General features: G+C 51.1%; 15 protein-coding genes. 11 read left to right on the forward strand and 4 right to left on the reverse strand.

Annotated features, from left to right (window positions below; all coding sequences use genetic code 11):
* Positions 1-170: 170 nt before the first annotated feature.
* A complete protein-coding gene (locus tag AC58PV_RS15035) occupies positions 171-1,247 on the reverse strand; it encodes a M42 family metallopeptidase (protein WP_497433026.1) in 1,077 nt (358 codons plus the stop codon).
* 159 nt (positions 1,248-1,406) lie between these two features.
* On the opposite strand from AC58PV_RS15035, the gene AC58PV_RS15040 reads away from it, so the two are divergent.
* From AC58PV_RS15040 to AC58PV_RS15050, 3 genes are all read left to right on the forward strand, one after another.
* Positions 1,407-2,132 carry an MBL fold metallo-hydrolase gene (locus AC58PV_RS15040; RefSeq protein WP_497433027.1) on the forward strand — a complete coding sequence of 242 codons (726 nt, stop codon included), beginning with the start codon at positions 1,407-1,409 and terminating at the stop codon, positions 2,130-2,132.
* Positions 2,133-2,148: 16 nt separating this feature from the next.
* Positions 2,149-2,724 carry a TetR/AcrR family transcriptional regulator gene (locus AC58PV_RS15045; RefSeq protein WP_497433028.1) on the forward strand — a complete coding sequence of 192 codons (576 nt, stop codon included), beginning with the start codon at positions 2,149-2,151 and terminating at the stop codon, positions 2,722-2,724.
* A 62-nt stretch (positions 2,725-2,786) separates the two neighbouring features.
* Positions 2,787-2,972 (forward strand): hypothetical protein, encoded by a 186-nt coding sequence (locus tag AC58PV_RS15050; RefSeq protein WP_497433029.1) that lies wholly within the window; start codon positions 2,787-2,789, stop codon positions 2,970-2,972.
* A gap of 40 nt (positions 2,973-3,012) precedes the next feature.
* Here the strand turns inward: AC58PV_RS15050 and AC58PV_RS15055 are convergent, their stop codons facing one another.
* The gene (locus AC58PV_RS15055; protein WP_497433030.1) at positions 3,013-3,702 is read right to left on the reverse strand and encodes a DNA-3-methyladenine glycosylase family protein; all 690 of its coding nucleotides are present in this window, start codon (positions 3,700-3,702) and stop codon (positions 3,013-3,015) included.
* A 143-nt stretch (positions 3,703-3,845) separates the two neighbouring features.
* Here AC58PV_RS15055 and AC58PV_RS15060 point away from each other — a divergent pair, with 143 nt between their 5' ends.
* The 4 genes from AC58PV_RS15060 (at position 3,846) to AC58PV_RS15075 (ending at position 10,000) form a co-directional block, all read left to right on the forward strand.
* On the forward strand, positions 3,846-5,846 hold the full coding sequence (locus AC58PV_RS15060) for a GTP-binding protein (RefSeq protein WP_497433031.1): 2,001 nt from the start codon (positions 3,846-3,848) through the stop codon (positions 5,844-5,846).
* Positions 5,847-6,032: 186 nt separating this feature from the next.
* The gene (locus AC58PV_RS15065; RefSeq protein WP_497433032.1) at positions 6,033-6,614 is read left to right on the forward strand and encodes a glycerol-3-phosphate responsive antiterminator; all 582 of its coding nucleotides are present in this window, start codon (positions 6,033-6,035) and stop codon (positions 6,612-6,614) included.
* Entirely contained in the window at positions 6,611-8,119 is a 1,509-nt protein-coding gene (gene glpK, locus AC58PV_RS15070) for a glycerol kinase GlpK (RefSeq protein ID WP_497433033.1), read from the forward strand. The genes AC58PV_RS15065 and glpK overlap by 4 nt, the downstream gene beginning before the upstream one ends.
* A gap of 135 nt (positions 8,120-8,254) precedes the next feature.
* On the forward strand, positions 8,255-10,000 hold the full coding sequence (locus AC58PV_RS15075; RefSeq protein ID WP_497433034.1) for a glycerol-3-phosphate dehydrogenase/oxidase: 1,746 nt from the start codon (positions 8,255-8,257) through the stop codon (positions 9,998-10,000).
* Positions 10,001-10,089: 89 nt separating this feature from the next.
* Here the strand turns inward: AC58PV_RS15075 and AC58PV_RS15080 are convergent, their stop codons facing one another.
* Positions 10,090-10,680 carry a Uma2 family endonuclease gene (locus AC58PV_RS15080; RefSeq protein WP_497433035.1) on the reverse strand — a complete coding sequence of 197 codons (591 nt, stop codon included), beginning with the start codon at positions 10,678-10,680 and terminating at the stop codon, positions 10,090-10,092.
* Between the two features lie 282 nt (positions 10,681-10,962).
* Here AC58PV_RS15080 and AC58PV_RS15085 point away from each other — a divergent pair, with 282 nt between their 5' ends.
* Positions 10,963-11,592, forward strand: coding sequence for a LysE family translocator (locus AC58PV_RS15085; RefSeq protein WP_497433036.1), 630 nt, complete (start codon positions 10,963-10,965; stop codon positions 11,590-11,592).
* Positions 11,593-11,641: 49 nt separating this feature from the next.
* Here AC58PV_RS15085 and AC58PV_RS15090 read toward each other — a convergent pair whose 3' ends face one another.
* On the reverse strand, positions 11,642-12,526 hold the full coding sequence (locus tag AC58PV_RS15090) for a LysR family transcriptional regulator (protein WP_497433037.1): 885 nt from the start codon (positions 12,524-12,526) through the stop codon (positions 11,642-11,644).
* A 128-nt stretch (positions 12,527-12,654) separates the two neighbouring features.
* Between AC58PV_RS15090 and AC58PV_RS15095 the strand changes: the two genes are divergently transcribed.
* The 3 genes from AC58PV_RS15095 (at position 12,655) to AC58PV_RS15105 (ending at position 16,300) form a co-directional block, all read left to right on the forward strand.
* The gene (locus AC58PV_RS15095) at positions 12,655-13,878 is read left to right on the forward strand and encodes an MFS transporter (RefSeq protein WP_497433038.1); all 1,224 of its coding nucleotides are present in this window, start codon (positions 12,655-12,657) and stop codon (positions 13,876-13,878) included.
* Positions 13,879-14,132: 254 nt separating this feature from the next.
* Complete coding sequence (locus AC58PV_RS15100; protein WP_497433039.1) at positions 14,133-15,356, forward strand: MFS transporter; 1,224 nt, start codon at positions 14,133-14,135, stop codon at positions 15,354-15,356.
* A 5-nt stretch (positions 15,357-15,361) separates the two neighbouring features.
* Positions 15,362-16,300: a carbohydrate ABC transporter permease gene (locus AC58PV_RS15105; RefSeq protein ID WP_238167823.1), complete on the forward strand. Its 939-nt coding sequence runs from the start codon at positions 15,362-15,364 to the stop codon at positions 16,298-16,300.
* Positions 16,301-16,311 lie beyond the last annotated feature (11 nt).

Below are 16,311 nucleotides of genomic sequence, written 5' to 3' on the forward strand. Positions count from 1 at the left end.
ACATTAGTTCTATATTTATGAAAAAAATGTCAATTTTTTACGTATTTAAATAAAGTAAACGATCGTAAAACTTTTGTTAAAAATGGTTACACCCCTATTCATGTGTAATGGCATGTAAAAAAGCGCAGCAAGAGTTCATCTTGTTGCGCTTTTTTAGTGGCATTTATCACTTAAGCTTGTGAGAGGATCGTGTTTAACGTCGTGCGATCGCTGGCTTGCACTAACTTGATCAGCAGTTCCTTGGCCGCGGCGTAATCATCCACGTGAAGAATCGACGCCGACGTGTGAATGTAGCGTGCGCATACCCCGATTACCGCGGATGGAATTCCGCTGCCTTGCACATGCACCTGCCCGGCATCTGTGCCGCCTTGTGAAATAAAGTACTGGTATGGGATCTTATGGGTCTCCGCCATATCCAGAATGAACTCGACCATCCCGCGGTGGGTAATCATCGTGGGATCGAAGATCCGCAGCAGCGCTCCGCGCCCTAGCTGCCCGAAAGCTTGGCGGTCGCCGGTCATATCCCCGGCGGCACTTGCATCCAGCCCGTAGAACAAGTCGGGCTGAATCATGTTCGTGGCCGTTCTGGCGCCGCGGAGGCCAACCTCTTCCTGTACGGTGGCACCCGCGTACAGGACATTCGGGAGCTTCGGCCCGCCGTGAAGCTCCTTCAAGAGCTCAATCGCGAGGCCGACGCCGTAGCGATTGTCCCAAGCCTTGGCCATAATCCGCTTCGGATTGGCCAGGGGTGTGAACGGGCAGATCGGCACGATCTGCTGCCCGAGCTTGATGCCGATGGCGATGGCATCGGCCTTATCTTCGGCGCCGATGTCAATGTACATCGTCTTGATGTCTGCGGGCTTGCTGCGCGCAGCTTCGTCCAGCAAGTGCACCGGCACGGAGCCGATCACACCGATGATCGGTCCGTTCTCCGTCATGATCTGCACGCGCTGCGCGGGCAGCACCTGACTGAACCAGCCGCCGAGCGGCTGGAACTTGACCGTGCCGTGCTCGGTGATGCCGTTCACGAGGAAGCCGACCTCATCGAAGTGGCCCGCCACCATGATGCGCGGCCCAGTTTCATCGCCGCGCACAACCCCGAAGAGGCTGCCGAGCGCGTCCTGCACGAACTCATCGGTATATTTGGCTAATTCGCCGCGTACAAAGGCACGGATCTCTCGCTCAAAACCAGGTGCTGCTTGCATTTCAGTTAACGTTTGAAAAAGTGCTAAAGTTTCAGCATTCATTAGGTTACCTCACTCACTTCCTAGGGACTGTAGGACAAATATGGAACTATTTTACCACAGTCTAATAAAGAACACTCAGACAAATGCATAGATGCCTATTTACAAAACTAATGACATTAGTTATTATACTAATATAAATAGTTAATGGAGGCGTTGAATATGAATATAACGCAAATCGGACATCTGTATCAGCTGGCTTTTATGCCGAGATTTTTCCCGGTGAATTGTTACTTCGTGGAGGAAGAATCCGAATTAACCTTGATTGATGCAGCTTTACCATTCAGTGTGAAAGGTATTCTGCAAGCAGCGAAGCAAATTGGGAAACCGATTACACGTATCGTTCTCACACATGCGCATGGGGATCATATCGGTGCACTAGACGGTTTGAAAAAAGAATTGCCTCATGCCCAAGTATACATCTCCAGAAGGGATGCGAAGTTGTTGGCAGGCAACGTGGAATTGGAGCCGGATGAGCTTCAAACTCCGATTAAAGGTGGCATTCCCAAAGGAATTCAGACGAAACCTGATGTGTTGTTGGCTGACGGGGATCGAATCGGTTCGTTGCAAGCATTCGCTGCACCTGGTCATACACCAGGCTCCATGGCTTTCCTCGATGTGCGGAGCCGTGCATTGATCGCCGGAGATGCTTTTCAGGTGAGGGGCGGGGTAGCGGTATCCGGTGTGGTCAAATGGAAGTTCCCGTTTCCTGCCATGGCGACGTGGAGTAAGGAAGCTTCCTTGGCGAGTGCGCGCAGATTGAGGGAGCTAGCGCCAAGCTTATTGGCAATCGGACATGGACGCATGATTGAGCAACCAGAAGCGGTGATGGATGCAGCACTGGAAGAAGCAACAGCGAAATTTCAAAGCGCAACAGCGACAATATAGTATAAAGGGGCACATTATGGCTACTCGACAAGGATTAGATGCAGAAACAGTCTTGCAAGCGGCGATAGAACTTGCAGATCAACAGGGGATTGAGCAGCTTTCGTTAGCTGCACTAGCGTCCAAACTAACGATCAAAACACCTTCCCTTTACAATCATATCAAGGGCTTGCCTGATCTACGAAAGCAGCTTTCTAAGCGAGGCCTTATCCTCGTGAAAGAAGCGATGATCGAAGCCGTGATTGGCAAAGCTGAGGACGAAGCCTTGTTGGCTGCAGGTGTAGCTTATGTGGATTTCGCTCGGAAACAGCCTGGGTTGTACGAGGCGATCTCCGCGCTGCCCGATTATGAAGATCCTGAACTGAAAGAGGTCGGTGCGGGGGTTGTGGGTTTCCTGCTCCGCATCCTTGCGCCGTACCGACTTAGTGAAGAAGATGCCCTGCATGTGGTGCGCGGCTTTCGGAGCATGGTGCATGGATTCGCCTCCCTCGAGCATCGGAATGGTTTCCGCATGGGTCTCGATCGGGACGAGAGCTTGCGTCGATTGTTGCAGACGTATTTGCGTGGGTTGCGTGGGGATGCGGCGGGCCAATAACGGTTAACTTAATGGAAAACATACAGTTAATTTGGCTGTAAATCATCAAGCTGGACAATTAGATGGAAAAAGTACAGTTAAAATCGCCAGATTTAGTGGATCTGGCGATTTGGGATGAAATTACCTACAGAAATGCATCTATTCTTGTTTACGGGAGATATTCGGACCAATTAACACCATATAATCCATTTAAATTAGTTGATGATACCTCAGGCGCAGCTGCGTGGGGAAGCTTGGGTTGTGGATAGAGAAGCGCAAGTACGTCCTGCTAGGGCTGCTTGCGCCTTTTTATGTATAGATGCGTGGCTCACATACCTCCACCGGCAGGCCAGAATCCACGAGGCCCGTATCGATGGCGCGCCATAAGTAGAGGGAACCGAAGCTGCGATAAGGCGCCCAGCCTTCGGCGGCGATGGCTAAGTAGTTTTTATCTGAGCGCTCGGGAAGCGCATGCAGCCAACGGGCAGCACGCTGCAGACCTGCATCGCCGAGCGAGAGAATGTCGGGTCGGCCTAAGGTGAAGATTAGGAACATTTCAGCGGTCCAGACGCCGATCCCTTTGACACTTGTTAGCTGCTTCAAAAGTTCTGTGGTATCTACATCCTGCAGTTGATCCAGCATGACTTCACCGTTCAATACCTTGGTGCTAAGGTCGCGGATGTAGCGGATTTTGGGATAGGAGACTCCGCATTGGCGGATGGCTTCCTCGTCTGTGGCTAGAATGTCCTCTGGAGTAATGGAAGGGATGAGTTGTTGGACTCTCGATTTGATCGTTAATGCGGCTTTGGCTGAGAGCTGTTGGGAAATGATCGACATAACGAGAGATTCGTAGGGGCGAAAGCTTGGCGTAAGTGTGAGCTCACCGATGAGCTCGATTAATCTAGCTAATTTCGGGTCCGCTTGCGATAGGGCGATAATGGCAGGGTGCTGGTTATGAAGGGCAATGGTCGTAGTAGGCACGGTAGGCTGTTGGTGCATAATGAATCCTCCTCGGAAAAAATCAGGTTCAACAACACATGCTCGCTACATATTCTCTCAAGAAGAAGTGGATGGCTTATCCAAATGGTCTCACTTTGAGTATAATGGAAGAAAGAATGAATGCCAAAGGGGCCGGAGCTGGTATGACAGAGGAGAAACGCATAGCGTCGAGAAGGAATGTGGGGATATTCGCACACGTTGATGCGGGGAAGACGACAACGACGGAACATTTGCTGTATGTGAGTGGTCGTATTCGGGCGCTAGGCAGTGTAGATACCGGGACGGCACAGACGGATTCTCTAGACGTGGAGCGTGAGCGTGGAATTTCGGTTCGCAGTGCAACGACAAGCCTAGTGTGGCAAAATACGTGGATCAACCTGGTAGATACACCAGGTCACGTCGATTTTTTGTCGGAGGTGGAGCGCTCCTTACGCGTGATGGACGGAGCGATTCTGATTATCTCCGCTGTAGAAGGCGTGCAGTCCCAGACGGAAATGATCTGGCACGCGCTGCAATCGCTTAAAATCCCAACGCTGCTGTATATGAATAAATTAGACCGTGTCGGGGCTGACCCCGAGCGCGTCTTGCAAGAGATTCATAAGCAGCTCACGGGGATGGCGGTGCCGATCTATGCACCGCTCGGCCTAGAGGACACGTTCCGCGGCGCGCATAACGTGCTGGATGACGCGCCGCCGGCAGACGGCGCACCACATGGATTCGACCTCGCAGCCGCGGTCGAAAAGCTCTCCGAGCTCGATGAGCCGCTGCTCACGAGCTATATCGAAGGTGCGCCCATCGCGGCGCACGAGGTCAAGACTACCCTGCAGCGATACGCGCGGCAGGGGGAGGCTTTCCCTTTGCTGGTCGGCGCCTCCAGCAAAGGTATTGGCATCCGAGAGCTGCTCGCAGCGATCCTCGATTACTTGCCTGAGCCGCACGGCGATGCGGAGCAGCCGCTGTCGGCTGTGGTCTTCAAAGTCGAGCGCGACAAGACCATGGGGCGCATGGCGTACGTCCGCCTCTACGAGGGGACGATTCGTAACCGGGACACCGTCATCAACGCCACGCAGGGCGTGGAGGAGAAGGTGACCCAGATTCGCCGCATTGAGGGGCGCAAAGCCGAAGATCTCGGGGTCGTCACGGCTGGCGACATCGCGGCCGTCTGCGGCTTGACGCAGGTGCGGATCGGCGATGTGCTCGGCCGGCCGGACAGCGTGCCGTCTGCGCCGCGCATGGCGGTGCCGCTGCTGACCGTGCAGGTGCACGCCGAGAGCGACGCGCAGTACCCTGCGCTCGTTGCGGCCCTGCAGGAGCTCACGGACGAAGATCCGCTGCTCGATCTGCAATGGCTGCAGGACGAGCGTGAGCTGCACGTCAAGGTCATGGGCGCGATCCAGCTCGAGATTCTGACGAGTCTCTTGAGTTCACGCTTTGGCCTAGCGGCAAGGTTCGACCAACCTTCCGTCATCTACAAAGAAACGCCTTCGCAAACCGGCGAAGGCTTCATTGCCTATACGATGCCCAAGCCTTGCTGGGCCATCTTACGGTTTCGCATCGAGCCTGGCGCGCCAGGCAGCGGGCTCGTGTACGAGTCCCAGGTACGCGGTGAGCAGCTGCTCGTGCAGTACCAGAATGAAGTGGCGCGCCGCGTGCCGGAGGCGCTGCAACAGGGGCTGCTCGGTTGGGAGGTCACCGATGTGAGGGTGACGCTCCTCGAAGGTGAGCATCATGTGTGGCACACCCATCCGCTCGATTTTGCCGTCGCGACGCCAATGGGCATCATGCAAGGCCTTGCGCATACAGGCACGACGCTGCTGGAGCCGATGCTCCAGGTGCGCATTACCGTGCCAGAGGAATTCGGCGGTAAGGTGCTGAGCGACCTCGTGCAGATGCGGGCAGCCTTTGATCCGCCTAGCATCGCGGGAGGGAGGTTCGTCCTTGAGGGGCGGTTGCCTGTGGCTACGTCCCTTGAATATCCCGTGAAGCTAAGCGCAATGTCGGGCGGGCGCGGCGTGATTACCTCATCTTTTGCAGGGTATCAGCCAAGCCCTCCCGATGTTCATGCAGAGCGCAAACGGCGCGGTGTGAACCCGCTTGATCAGTCGAAGTATATTTTGGCCGTACGCAAGGCTTTAGCTAATTAAACTCAGAAGGTGGTAACCACCGGCCATTGACACGGTATCCCCTCTTTCAGTAAAATACAAGTAAGTTAATATCATGTGACGGAGAAATGGAGACTCACTCGGATTGCCCTTTGAATAAGAGAAGGCAAATCTTGGTGAGTCTTTTTTCGTGGAAATATAGACGTTCAGGAAATTGAGGTGAAGCGCATGTCGCTGCAGGAACAGTGTATTTTACCAGCCATCCGTAAGATGAAGGATTTAGAGAAGCTCATGAAGTCGTCTTACACGTATATCGTGCTGCTTGACAGTCATATTGGCCAGCTCAAAAGCATTGTGGACCTGAGCCGGGCCCATGGGAAGAAGATGCTGCTTCATGCGGATTTGATCGAGGGACTGAAGAACGACGAGTTTGCGGCTGAATTTCTATGCCAAAGCATTCGCCCTGCAGGCATCATTTCGACGCGTGGCAATGTGATTACGAAGACAAGGCAGAACGGCTTGCTGGCGATACAACGGCTTTTTCTGCTGGATAGCTCGGCGCTGGACAAAAGCTACACCTTGCTCGAGCGCACGCAACCCGATTACATTGAGGTTATGCCAGGCGTCATTCCGCACATTATCCGAGAAGTGAAGGAGCGTTCGGGTATTCCGATTTTTGCAGGCGGACTGATTCGTTCCATTGAGGATGTGGAGGGGGCGCTTGCGGCAGGTGCGACGGCGGTGACGACCTCGAACCATGAACTCTGGAAGCATTACGATGGCGTGACAAGGAGGCATAATGAATCATGACAACAACGGGAACTAAGCCCTCATATATTCTTTCCCTTGATCAAGGGACAACAAGCTCTAGAGCGATTTTATTTGATCAAAAAGGAAGTATCGTGCATACCTCGCAGCAGGAGTTTAAGCAGTATTTTCCGAAACCAGGCTGGGTGGAGCATGATGCGAACGAAATTTGGCTGTCGATTCAAAGTGTGATTGCGACGCTGTTGTCCGAGTCTGGCGTGCAGCCTGCCGAGATTGCCGGAATCGGCATTACGAACCAGCGGGAGACAGCGGTTGTGTGGGATAAGCATACGGGGATGCCCGTCTACCATGCGATTGTGTGGCAGTCGCGCCAGACGGCGGACATTTGTGAAGAACTGAAAGCAGCAGGCCTAAGCGACTTGTTTCGTGAGCGGACGGGGCTGCTGATTGATGCGTATTTCTCCGCGACCAAAATCAAATGGATCCTCGACCACGTCGAGGGAGCTAGAGCGAGGGCCGAGCAGGGGGATCTGCTTTTTGGCACGATGGATACCTGGATTATTTGGAAGCTCACTGGCGGCAAGGCCCATGTTACGGATTACTCGAACGCTTCGCGGACACTCATTTACAACATTCATGAGCTGAAGTGGGATGAGGAGCTGATGAGGCATTTGAACATTCCAGCAGCGATGCTGCCGGAGGTTCGTTCTTCTTCCGAGGTGTATGGACATACGCAGGAAAGTTTATTTTTCGGAGCAGCGATTCCAATTGCAGGAGCGGCTGGTGATCAGCAAGCGGCTTTGTTCGGTCAAGCGTGTTTTGAAAAAGGCATGGCCAAAAACACTTACGGCACCGGCTGCTTCATGCTGATGAACACAGGAAATCATGCGATTCCGTCGCGCAGCGGCCTTTTGACGACCATTGCATGGGGCTTGAACGGGAAGGTTGAGTATGCGCTGGAAGGCAGTATTTTCGTAGCAGGTTCGGCGATTCAGTGGTTGCGAGATGGACTGCGCATGATCAAATCCGCGAAGGATTCTGAGGAATATGCCAAAAGAGTCGTGTCCACCGAAGGTGTGTACGTAGTTCCCGCATTTGTCGGGCTTGGGACACCTTATTGGGACAGTGATGTGCGCGGCGCGGTGTTCGGGCTGACACGGGGGACATCGAAGGAGCATTTTATCCGGGCAACGCTGGAATCTCTCGCCTATCAGACCAAAGACGTGCTGCAGGCAATGGAAGATGATTCAGGTATTGAGCTGACGAAGCTTAGGGTCGATGGCGGTGTAGTAAAAAATGATTTCCTCATGCAGTTCCAAAGTGACATGCTGGGTGTGAAGGTTGAGCGCCCGGTTATTAATGAAACGACGGCGCTGGGGGCGGCTTATTTGGCTGGACTAGCGGTTGGCTTCTGGCAAGATCAGGCGGAAATTGCCGCACAGTGGCAGGTGGATCGGGCTTTTGAGCAGGAAATGGCAGCGGATTTGCAAGAAACATTGTACAGCGGGTGGAAAAAGGCGGTAAATGCCGCAATTGCTTTTAAATAAAAGCATTGCGTGGTATACTACATGTAACAAGTTCATACTCGGTTGGAGACTAGGAGAAACCACAGCGGACCTAAACGTGCAAACGTGATAGGTAGGTTGTGGTTTTTTCATATTCATAAAAAGGGAGAGATTCACATGTCAACAGGTCAAATGGAAGCTGGACAACATACGAACGTAGCAAGAAATCCATTTAGCGGATTGCAAAGAAAAGAGACGCTGGAAGCGATGGCGCAGCAACAATTCGATGTGATTGTCATCGGTGGAGGGATTACCGGCGCAGGTATTGCGCTGGATGCACAGAGTCGCGGGCTTCGCACGGCGTTGATTGAGATGCAGGATTATGCTTCGGGGACGTCGAGTCGTTCGACGAAATTGGTGCATGGTGGTCTGCGATATTTGAAGCAGCTGGATGTCAAAGTAGTAGCCGAAGTCGGCAAGGAACGTGCGATTGTCTATGAAAATGGTCCTCATGTGACGACGCCTGAGTGGATGCTGTTGCCTTTCTACAAAGGAGGTACGTTCGGCAAACTTTCCACATCGCTCGGGCTGCGTGTTTATGATTTCTTGGCGGGAGTCAAACGTTCGGAACGACGCAAGATGTTCAGTCCAGACGTGACGTTGCAACACGAGCCTTTACTCAAGAAGAAGGATCTGAGAGGCGGCGGTTACTATGTGGAGTATCGTACGGATGATGCGCGGTTAACGATTGAGGTTATGAAAAAAGCGGTAGAACTCGGCGCGATGGCTGTAAATTATGCCAAAGTTGAGGAATTGATCGTGAAAGACGGCACCTTGGTTGGAGTACGGGTTGTGGATCAGCTGGCTGCCGGATCAGAGGGGAAAGATGTGAGCGGTCAAACCGCTTCTTATTCGCTATATGCGAGTAAAATCGTCAATGCGGCTGGGCCGTGGGTGGACACTCTTCGTGAAATGGATCGTTCGAAGCAGGGCAAAACGTTGCATTTGACCAAAGGGGTGCATTTGGTTTTTGATCAGAGCCGGTTCCCGCTGGGGCAGGCGATTTATTTCGATACGCCGGACGGGCGGATGGTGTTTGCGATCCCTCGCGATGGCAAAACCTATGTCGGCACGACCGACACGAACTACAAAGGGGATATTGCGAATCCCCGTATTACACTGGCTGATCGCGCCTACGTGCTTCGCGCCGCGAATGAGATGTTTCCGTCCCTCGGGTTGACGGAGGCCGACGTCGAATCGAGCTGGACCGGGCTGCGCCCGCTGATCCATCAGGAGGGCAAAGACCCTTCCGAGATTTCGCGTCGCGACGAAATCTTCGTGTCGGGCTCCGGCCTCATTTCGATGGCCGGGGGCAAGCTGACCGGCTACCGCAAAATGGCGGAGTCGGTCGTGAACCAGATCGCCGCCATGCTGGTGGCGGAGGGCAAGGTCTCGGCGGAGCTCCCGCCGAGCCGCACGAAGACGCTGCCGATATCCGGCGGCGATGTGGGCGGTTCCGCGCAGCTGGCGCCGTTCTTGCGCAGCAAGGTCAGCCAAGGCCTGCGGCTGGGGCTAAGCGAGCCTGAGACGATGCTGCTCGCACAGCGATACGGGTCCAACGTGGACACCGTATTCGTGCTGCTGGAGCAGTACAGGGATGAGGCGGCGCAGCGGGGCATGCCTGCCGCGGTGCTCGCTGCGCTCGTGTACGCGGTGGAGCGCGAGATGGTCGTGAAGCCGGCGGATTTCTTCATCCGCCGCACGGGCGCCCTCTTCTTCGACATCGCGTGGGCAAGGCAGTGGAAGGCTGCGGCGACGGCCTTCCTGGCGGAGCGCTTCGGTTGGAGCGAAGCGCAGACAGCGGCTTACGCCGCCGAGCTGGATCAGCTGCTCCATGAGGCGGTTCATCCGTTGGAAGCATAGAATAAAGATTGGTGAAAAGTCTTACGTAACTGATTACGTAAGACTTTTTTGTATATTTGTTACTATGCACAAGGATTGACTCTCCCAGCCTAGCTCAGCATCTCTTTAAAAATGTCGCTGAGGACAAATGAGACACAGGGAAGCATTGCCGAGTCCACCCTATCGTCACCTTCGAATAGATTTTGGAGCACGTACAGTTCGCTGTTATCTTGACGATGACGATAACGCTCTAACGTACGAGATTCCGTATCAATGATCCAATATTCCTGTACGCCATGTTTCGCATAGGATTTCATCTTAATCACCTTATCCCTGTTACGGGAGCCTGGCGAGAGAATTTCCACAACTAGATCTGGCGGTCCTTCAATTCCTCGGGTTGTCACGATATGCAACCGACTGCGGTGGATCATCATGATATCCGGCTGGAGTACAACCGTATCGCTTAAAATGACGTCAAGTGGAGCATCAAAAATCACATAGTCCGATTTGCAATGTTGTTTTAATACGAATTCCAATTCCCCGCTTACGGCTTGGTGTTTCGTAGATGGTCCTGGCGACATCATTTCCATAATCCCATCCACAATTTCATAACGCTTCCCATCATCCGGCATCGCTGCGTAAATCTCATAAGTCACGGGAAATTCCTTGATTCGATCCATTGCCTTCTTCTTAGTATCCATATTTTATCCACTCCTCCTAAACGAAAAGCACCTCATCAAAGAAACACGCTGTGTGTTTAACTTTGTGAGGTGCTTCCTCGAACGCTATGACTTCATTATCGTTTAATACAGTTTGGTTGTCAACGTCATTACTGGAACGAAAGAGGCTCAACATGTTCTTATTTTCCCCCTGCTATTGACACATACCTTCACTCTGTCTAATATGTATAAAAATACAATAAAATGAATAATTATTCTATTATTACACCTACTAAACCAATAAAGAAAGGGGACGACAAGTACATGACCTACACGACGCTGCTAGCCTTCGCCTTAGTTTCACTTGGTATGGTATGCACACCAGGTCCTAACATGATTTACTTGATTTCACGCTCAGTCACGCAGGGACGGATGGCGGGGATTATCTCACTATTAGGTGTTGTTCTTGCGTTCCTCGTTTACATCGTGACTACGATGTTAGGTCTTTCGGCGTTATTTATTGCGGCTCCGATGGTTTTTGACGCGGTTAAGCTGGCCGGAGCTGCATACTTACTATGGCTAGCTTGGCAGGCGGTTAAGCCAGGGGCTAGATCGGTGCTGACCGCTCGGGAGTTACCCGTTGACCCGCCTAAGAAGCTATTCCTCATGGGTTTCATGACCAATCTGCTCAATCCGAAAGCTGCGGTCTTGTATGTGTCGCTCCTTCCTCAGTTCGAGGACCCTGCTAAGGGCTCGTTACTGCTGCAAAGTGGGCTACTTGGACTTACGCAAATCACGGTGAGCTTTACAGTGAACCTCATCATTGTACTAACGGCAAGCCGAATCGCCGGATGGTTTGGCAAGCGACCGTTATGGCTGCAGATTCAGCGATGGCTGATGGGCAGTGTGTTGACGGGGTTGGCTGTGCGTCTCGCTTTCGAGCGGAGACCCTAAAACAAGAGAGACCAGCAGCAGCTTGCCGGGGGTCTCTTCATCGTTACCCCTAACTTCGCTTAAAAAAATCAATCACAAACTCACGGAAATGAATGGCGGCTTGAGAAAGGTAATGCTTGCGATTCCAGGCGATACCGAAGGTACGGTGGCAGTAGGGTTCTGTTATTTTTAACTGAACAGTATCAGGATTGGAAGCTCTTCTCCCTAGGGATAGTGGAAGGGTGAACGTAATGCCGAGCCCCATTTCGACTAACGTTTGAATAGCGCTGACTTCCTCAAGCTCGAATGCGATGCGGGGCTCAAACCCCGCCTGACGGCAGAAGCCATCTGTAATTTCCCGGAAATTCGCTTGAGAGGATAGCGAAATGAAAGGTTCATTTGCAGCTTCGATTAAGCGAATACTGTCTCTGGCGGCAAAGCGGTGCCCCTTCGGGACTGTCAAATACAGCTCTTCTTCGACGAGTGTAAGCCATTCAATATCCGGTCCGATTACCGGTGTAGAAGAGATACAGAAATCGATTTCGGCATTCTCGAGATCATTCTTCATTTCCAAGGCAGAAGCCAACTGTCGCTGGATGACTCGGACATGGGGGTGATGGGTCAGAAATTCCTTGAGAAGAGTCGGCAGTACATACGGGAGTGATACAAAAAGGGAAACGACGCCATGGTCGAGTCCAGCCATATCTTTGATCTCCCGTTCGCCTTCTTTCAACTCTAGGAAAGCTTGCTCAACGCGGCGGAGATAGGTCTTCCCGAAGGCATTCAATTTCACATGCCGACCTTGACGTTCGAACAAAGGGATACCTAACTTCTTCTCTAGCCGCTGGATAGAGTTGCTAAGGGAAGGCTGGGAGACATTGAGTTCTTTGGCCGCTTGAGTCATATGTTCAAGGCGTGCGACGGTCTGAAAATAATGAAGTTGTAGGAATTCCATGCTGATTCCTCGCTTTACACATAACTTTGATGTGATCATTCTATCATATAATATGTATTATACTTTATAAGTTTTCCCTCTTATACTAGTTCAACAGACAGAAAACCTTGGTGGAGAATGGAGCGCATATGTTGACTAGAGAGAGAATTTGGAGCAAAAATTTCGTTGTTGTATGTATGAGCAGCTTTTTCATGTTTCTCACTTTTTATATTCTTGCTACGGCATTTCCCCTATATGTGAAGGATGGTTTGCATGGTAGTCAGCAACAGATGGGGTTATCGATTACGATTTATGTCATCGGTGGGGTGTTGATTAGACCGTTCTCAGGACAGTGGGTGGATCGATATGGTAAAAAGAAGATGGCCATCATCGGAATGGTCATTTTCTTATTGGCTTGCATCAGCTACTTTGGTGCCAAAGGCATGTTCATGTTTATGCTAATTCGCCTAATTCACGGGATGAGTTATGCTATTGCTTCGACGGCGACGAGTACGATTGCATCGTCACTCGTACCCAACTCCCGTCAGGGCACGGGGATGGGGTATTTCAGCATGTTCATGAGCGTCGGGATGGTTATCGGGCCTGCGATGGGGTTGTTTTTGTGGAAAGATAAGAACATCCATGTGCTGCTTATAGCTATTTGTGTGATTGCCGCGCTCTCACTCCTCTTCACGCTAAGTATGCGAGTACCGAAGCAAGAGCAAGAAGCGTTGCAGGCAACTGTGCCTGAAGAACGGGAGAAACGACGCTTGCAATGGAGTGATTTTATCGAACCTAAGGCGCTGCCGATCTCGGTGGTCGGGTTTATTCTAGCTTTTGCCTATAGCTCGTTATCTGGCTTTATGTCCTCGTTTACGGTTGAAATTCATCAATCTCAAGTTGCAGGCACCTTCTTTGTCGTGTTTGCCCTGATGATTGTCGTGTTCCGGCCGCTGATTGGGAAAATATTTGACTCCTACAATGAACATTACCTGTATTACCCCGGGATTATCTTGTTTGCCGTAGGAATGCTGCTTTTAAGCCAAGCGCACTCCGGGGCGATGGTTTTGGTAGCTGGTGTCATTATGGGCGTGGGTTATGGGGCACTGCTGCCGTGTTTTCAGGCACTAGCGATGAAACTAGCCCCTGAGCACCGCAGAGGGAGTGCCACGGGGACATTTTTTCTGCTTTTTGACCTCGGGTACGGCTTAGGATCTTATGTCATGGGTATGATTGCTTCAGTATCGGATTATCGCATGATGTACGTCGTCGCAGGGCTCGTTCCCTTGCTATCTGCTGCTTTGTACTATGTGCTTCACCATCGCCCTCGCGCGAAGATATCACTTCATGAGCAAAATGTAAAGTTAGTCTAATTAGGCACTTAACTAATAACGTTTCTCTGAATAATAAGGGACAAGTGTATGTTGCACTTGTCTTTTTTTTGTCGTCAAGGTGTATAGTACATGAATCCATCCTCCAAGAAAGCGAGAAGAAGTCATAATTCTACAAAAGAAAATCAAAATAGTGGCAAAGTTGCCTAAGCCCCTTCTCCTATAATGAGAGCTATGAAGAAGACAAGGGAGGTTCAGATGAGGATGAATTTAGTAGAAGGAGATAATAGACTGCCATGAGTGAACAGCAGGCAAAACCCACGATTTATCCGGTCCTTTTTGCGATAGGCTCGGCTCATTTGATCAATGATGCGCTGCAAGCCGTCATTCCGGCTTCTTACCCGATCTTGAGGGATTCGCTGCATTTGTCGTTTACGCAAATAGGAATCATTACGTTCATCTTGTATTTTTCGTCTTCGGTAATGCAGCCTTTTGTCGGCATGTATGCGGATGCGCGACCTACGCCGAAATTACTGCCTATAGGCATGGCGATCGCCCTTCTAGGCATGCTGGGGCTGGCTTTTGCCCCGGGGTATGCGATGGTGCTCGCCGCTGTTGCCTGTGTAGGCGTGGCTTCGGCAATGTTCCACCCGGAGGGATCACGGATTTCATACTTGGCTGCCGGGCAGCGCAGAGGCTTGGCCCAATCCATCTTCCAGGTTGGAGGCAACACGGGCAACGCGCTTGCGCCGCTGATGACGGCACTGATCTTTTTCCCATATGGACAATTCGGAGCCATCTGGTTCACACTGCTAGCAGCTATAGGCATAGCTATTCAGTTGCGGGTTGCACGCTGGTATAGAGCGCATCTATCGCTCATTCCAGTGAAAAAGGGCAATGCCAACGCCAGGCCGATGGACGAAAAGCACAAGAAAGCGATCCGATATGCCATCATTCTGATTATTTTCATCGCTTTTGCCAGGTCATGGTTTGGATCTAGTATTTCGACCTATTTCGTATTCTATTTGATTGAGCATTTTCAAATATCCGTACCTACAGCGCAGCTGTATATATTCATTTATTTGGGAGCAGGTATTCTCGGAACATTCGTGGGAGGCCCGCTGTCAGACCGAATTGGCCGGAAAAATGTAATTTTGCTTTCACTGCTCGGCTCGGCTCCGTTCGCTATGCTGCTCCCGCATGCCAATGAGCTGTGGACTTATCCGTTATTATTTTTACTCGGTGTGCTCAATCATAGCAGTTTTTCTGTCACGGTAGTGTATGTGCAGGAGTTGGTACCTGGCAAGGTGGGAACCGTTTCGGGCTTGATTACAGGGCTTTCCTTCGGCATGGGGGCGATTGGCGCTGTAGCATTGGGAGGGCTGATTGACGCAACAAGTTTGACCCTGGTAATTACAGCCTGCTCGTTTATGCCGTTATTGGGCGGCATGGGCTTCCTGCTTCCATCTGATAAGAAGATTCGCGATTGGTCTGCCCAACAAATTTCAGTAGAGAGGTGAATGCGATGAACCACAATTCCTCGGTAGTCTCCATGGATAGACCGGTTTCCAAGCGACGTCTAGGATCGTTGCAGCGCAAAGAATCGTTTGCAGGTTTATTGTTCGTTAGTCCTATGATTCTAGGCGTTACGTTTTTAACGCTCATTCCTATTATAGCTACATTCCTGATAGCGTTCTCGGATTGGAACTTTATCATGGGGCTTAGCGGTTTCAAATGGGTTGGTTTTAGCAACTTCCAAACCCTGATGAGCGATGTCACATTTTTGAAGTCGATGAAAAATAATGCCATGTTCTTACTGACGGTCCCGATCTATATGGGGATTGCTCTGCTGCTCGCGATTCTGATCGAGAAGCATATTTATTTCAAAAGTTTTTTTAAAGTCGCTTTTTTCATGCCCTATATTTCTAGTGTGGTAGCTGTTGCGACGGTATGGATGGTGCTGTTCAATCCGTCTACAGGACCTGTAAATCAATTTCTGACCTCTATCGGCATTGATAATCCGCCCAAATGGATCGCAGATCCGTCCTACGCACTGCCTTCGCTAATGATGGTATCCGTATGGATATCGATTGGTTTTAATATGATCATTTATATTGCCGGATTGCAGGACATTCCCAAGGACCTGTATGAAGCGGCCGACATTGACGGTGCCAACGGTTGGGTGAAATTTCGGAGAATTACACTGCCGCTCTTATCGCCTACCTCTTTCTTTCTACTCGTCTCCGGCATCATTGCTACCTTTAAAGTATTCGATTTGATAGCCATCCTGACAAGAGGCGGACCGATGAGATCTACTTCGATGATGGTGTGGGACATGTATGAAATGGCTTTTGTGAATTTGAAAATAGGTTATGCCTCCTCGATGGCATCTGTTTTGTTCTTCTGCGTTTTGCTAATTACGATCCTGCAATGGTTCGGTCAAAAGAAATGGGTCAATTATTAGGAAGGAGGAAG

It is taken from the genome of Paenibacillus sp. J22FR83 (assembly GCF_059691955.1).

Bases quoted from the DNA above. Each gene is read 5' to 3' on its own strand.
- AC58PV_RS15035 (WP_497433026.1), bottom strand. From the start codon at position 1,247: ATGAATGCTGAAACTTTAGCACTTTTTCAAACGTTAACTGAAATGCAA.
- AC58PV_RS15040 (WP_497433027.1), top strand. From the start codon at position 1,407: ATGAATATAACGCAAATCGGACATCTGTATCAGCTGGCTTTTATGCCG.
- AC58PV_RS15045 (WP_497433028.1), top strand. From the start codon at position 2,149: ATGGCTACTCGACAAGGATTAGATGCAGAAACAGTCTTGCAAGCGGCG.
- AC58PV_RS15050 (WP_497433029.1), top strand. From the start codon at position 2,787: ATGGAAAAAGTACAGTTAAAATCGCCAGATTTAGTGGATCTGGCGATT.
- AC58PV_RS15055 (WP_497433030.1), bottom strand. From the start codon at position 3,702: ATGCACCAACAGCCTACCGTGCCTACTACGACCATTGCCCTTCATAAC.
- AC58PV_RS15060 (WP_497433031.1), top strand. From the start codon at position 3,846: ATGACAGAGGAGAAACGCATAGCGTCGAGAAGGAATGTGGGGATATTC.
- AC58PV_RS15065 (WP_497433032.1), top strand. From the start codon at position 6,033: ATGTCGCTGCAGGAACAGTGTATTTTACCAGCCATCCGTAAGATGAAG.
- glpK (WP_497433033.1), top strand. From the start codon at position 6,611: ATGACAACAACGGGAACTAAGCCCTCATATATTCTTTCCCTTGATCAA.
- AC58PV_RS15075 (WP_497433034.1), top strand. From the start codon at position 8,255: ATGTCAACAGGTCAAATGGAAGCTGGACAACATACGAACGTAGCAAGA.
- AC58PV_RS15080 (WP_497433035.1), bottom strand. From the start codon at position 10,680: ATGGATACTAAGAAGAAGGCAATGGATCGAATCAAGGAATTTCCCGTG.
- AC58PV_RS15085 (WP_497433036.1), top strand. From the start codon at position 10,963: ATGACCTACACGACGCTGCTAGCCTTCGCCTTAGTTTCACTTGGTATG.
- AC58PV_RS15090 (WP_497433037.1), bottom strand. From the start codon at position 12,526: ATGGAATTCCTACAACTTCATTATTTTCAGACCGTCGCACGCCTTGAA.
- AC58PV_RS15095 (WP_497433038.1), top strand. From the start codon at position 12,655: ATGTTGACTAGAGAGAGAATTTGGAGCAAAAATTTCGTTGTTGTATGT.
- AC58PV_RS15100 (WP_497433039.1), top strand. From the start codon at position 14,133: ATGAGTGAACAGCAGGCAAAACCCACGATTTATCCGGTCCTTTTTGCG.
- AC58PV_RS15105 (WP_238167823.1), top strand. From the start codon at position 15,362: ATGAACCACAATTCCTCGGTAGTCTCCATGGATAGACCGGTTTCCAAG.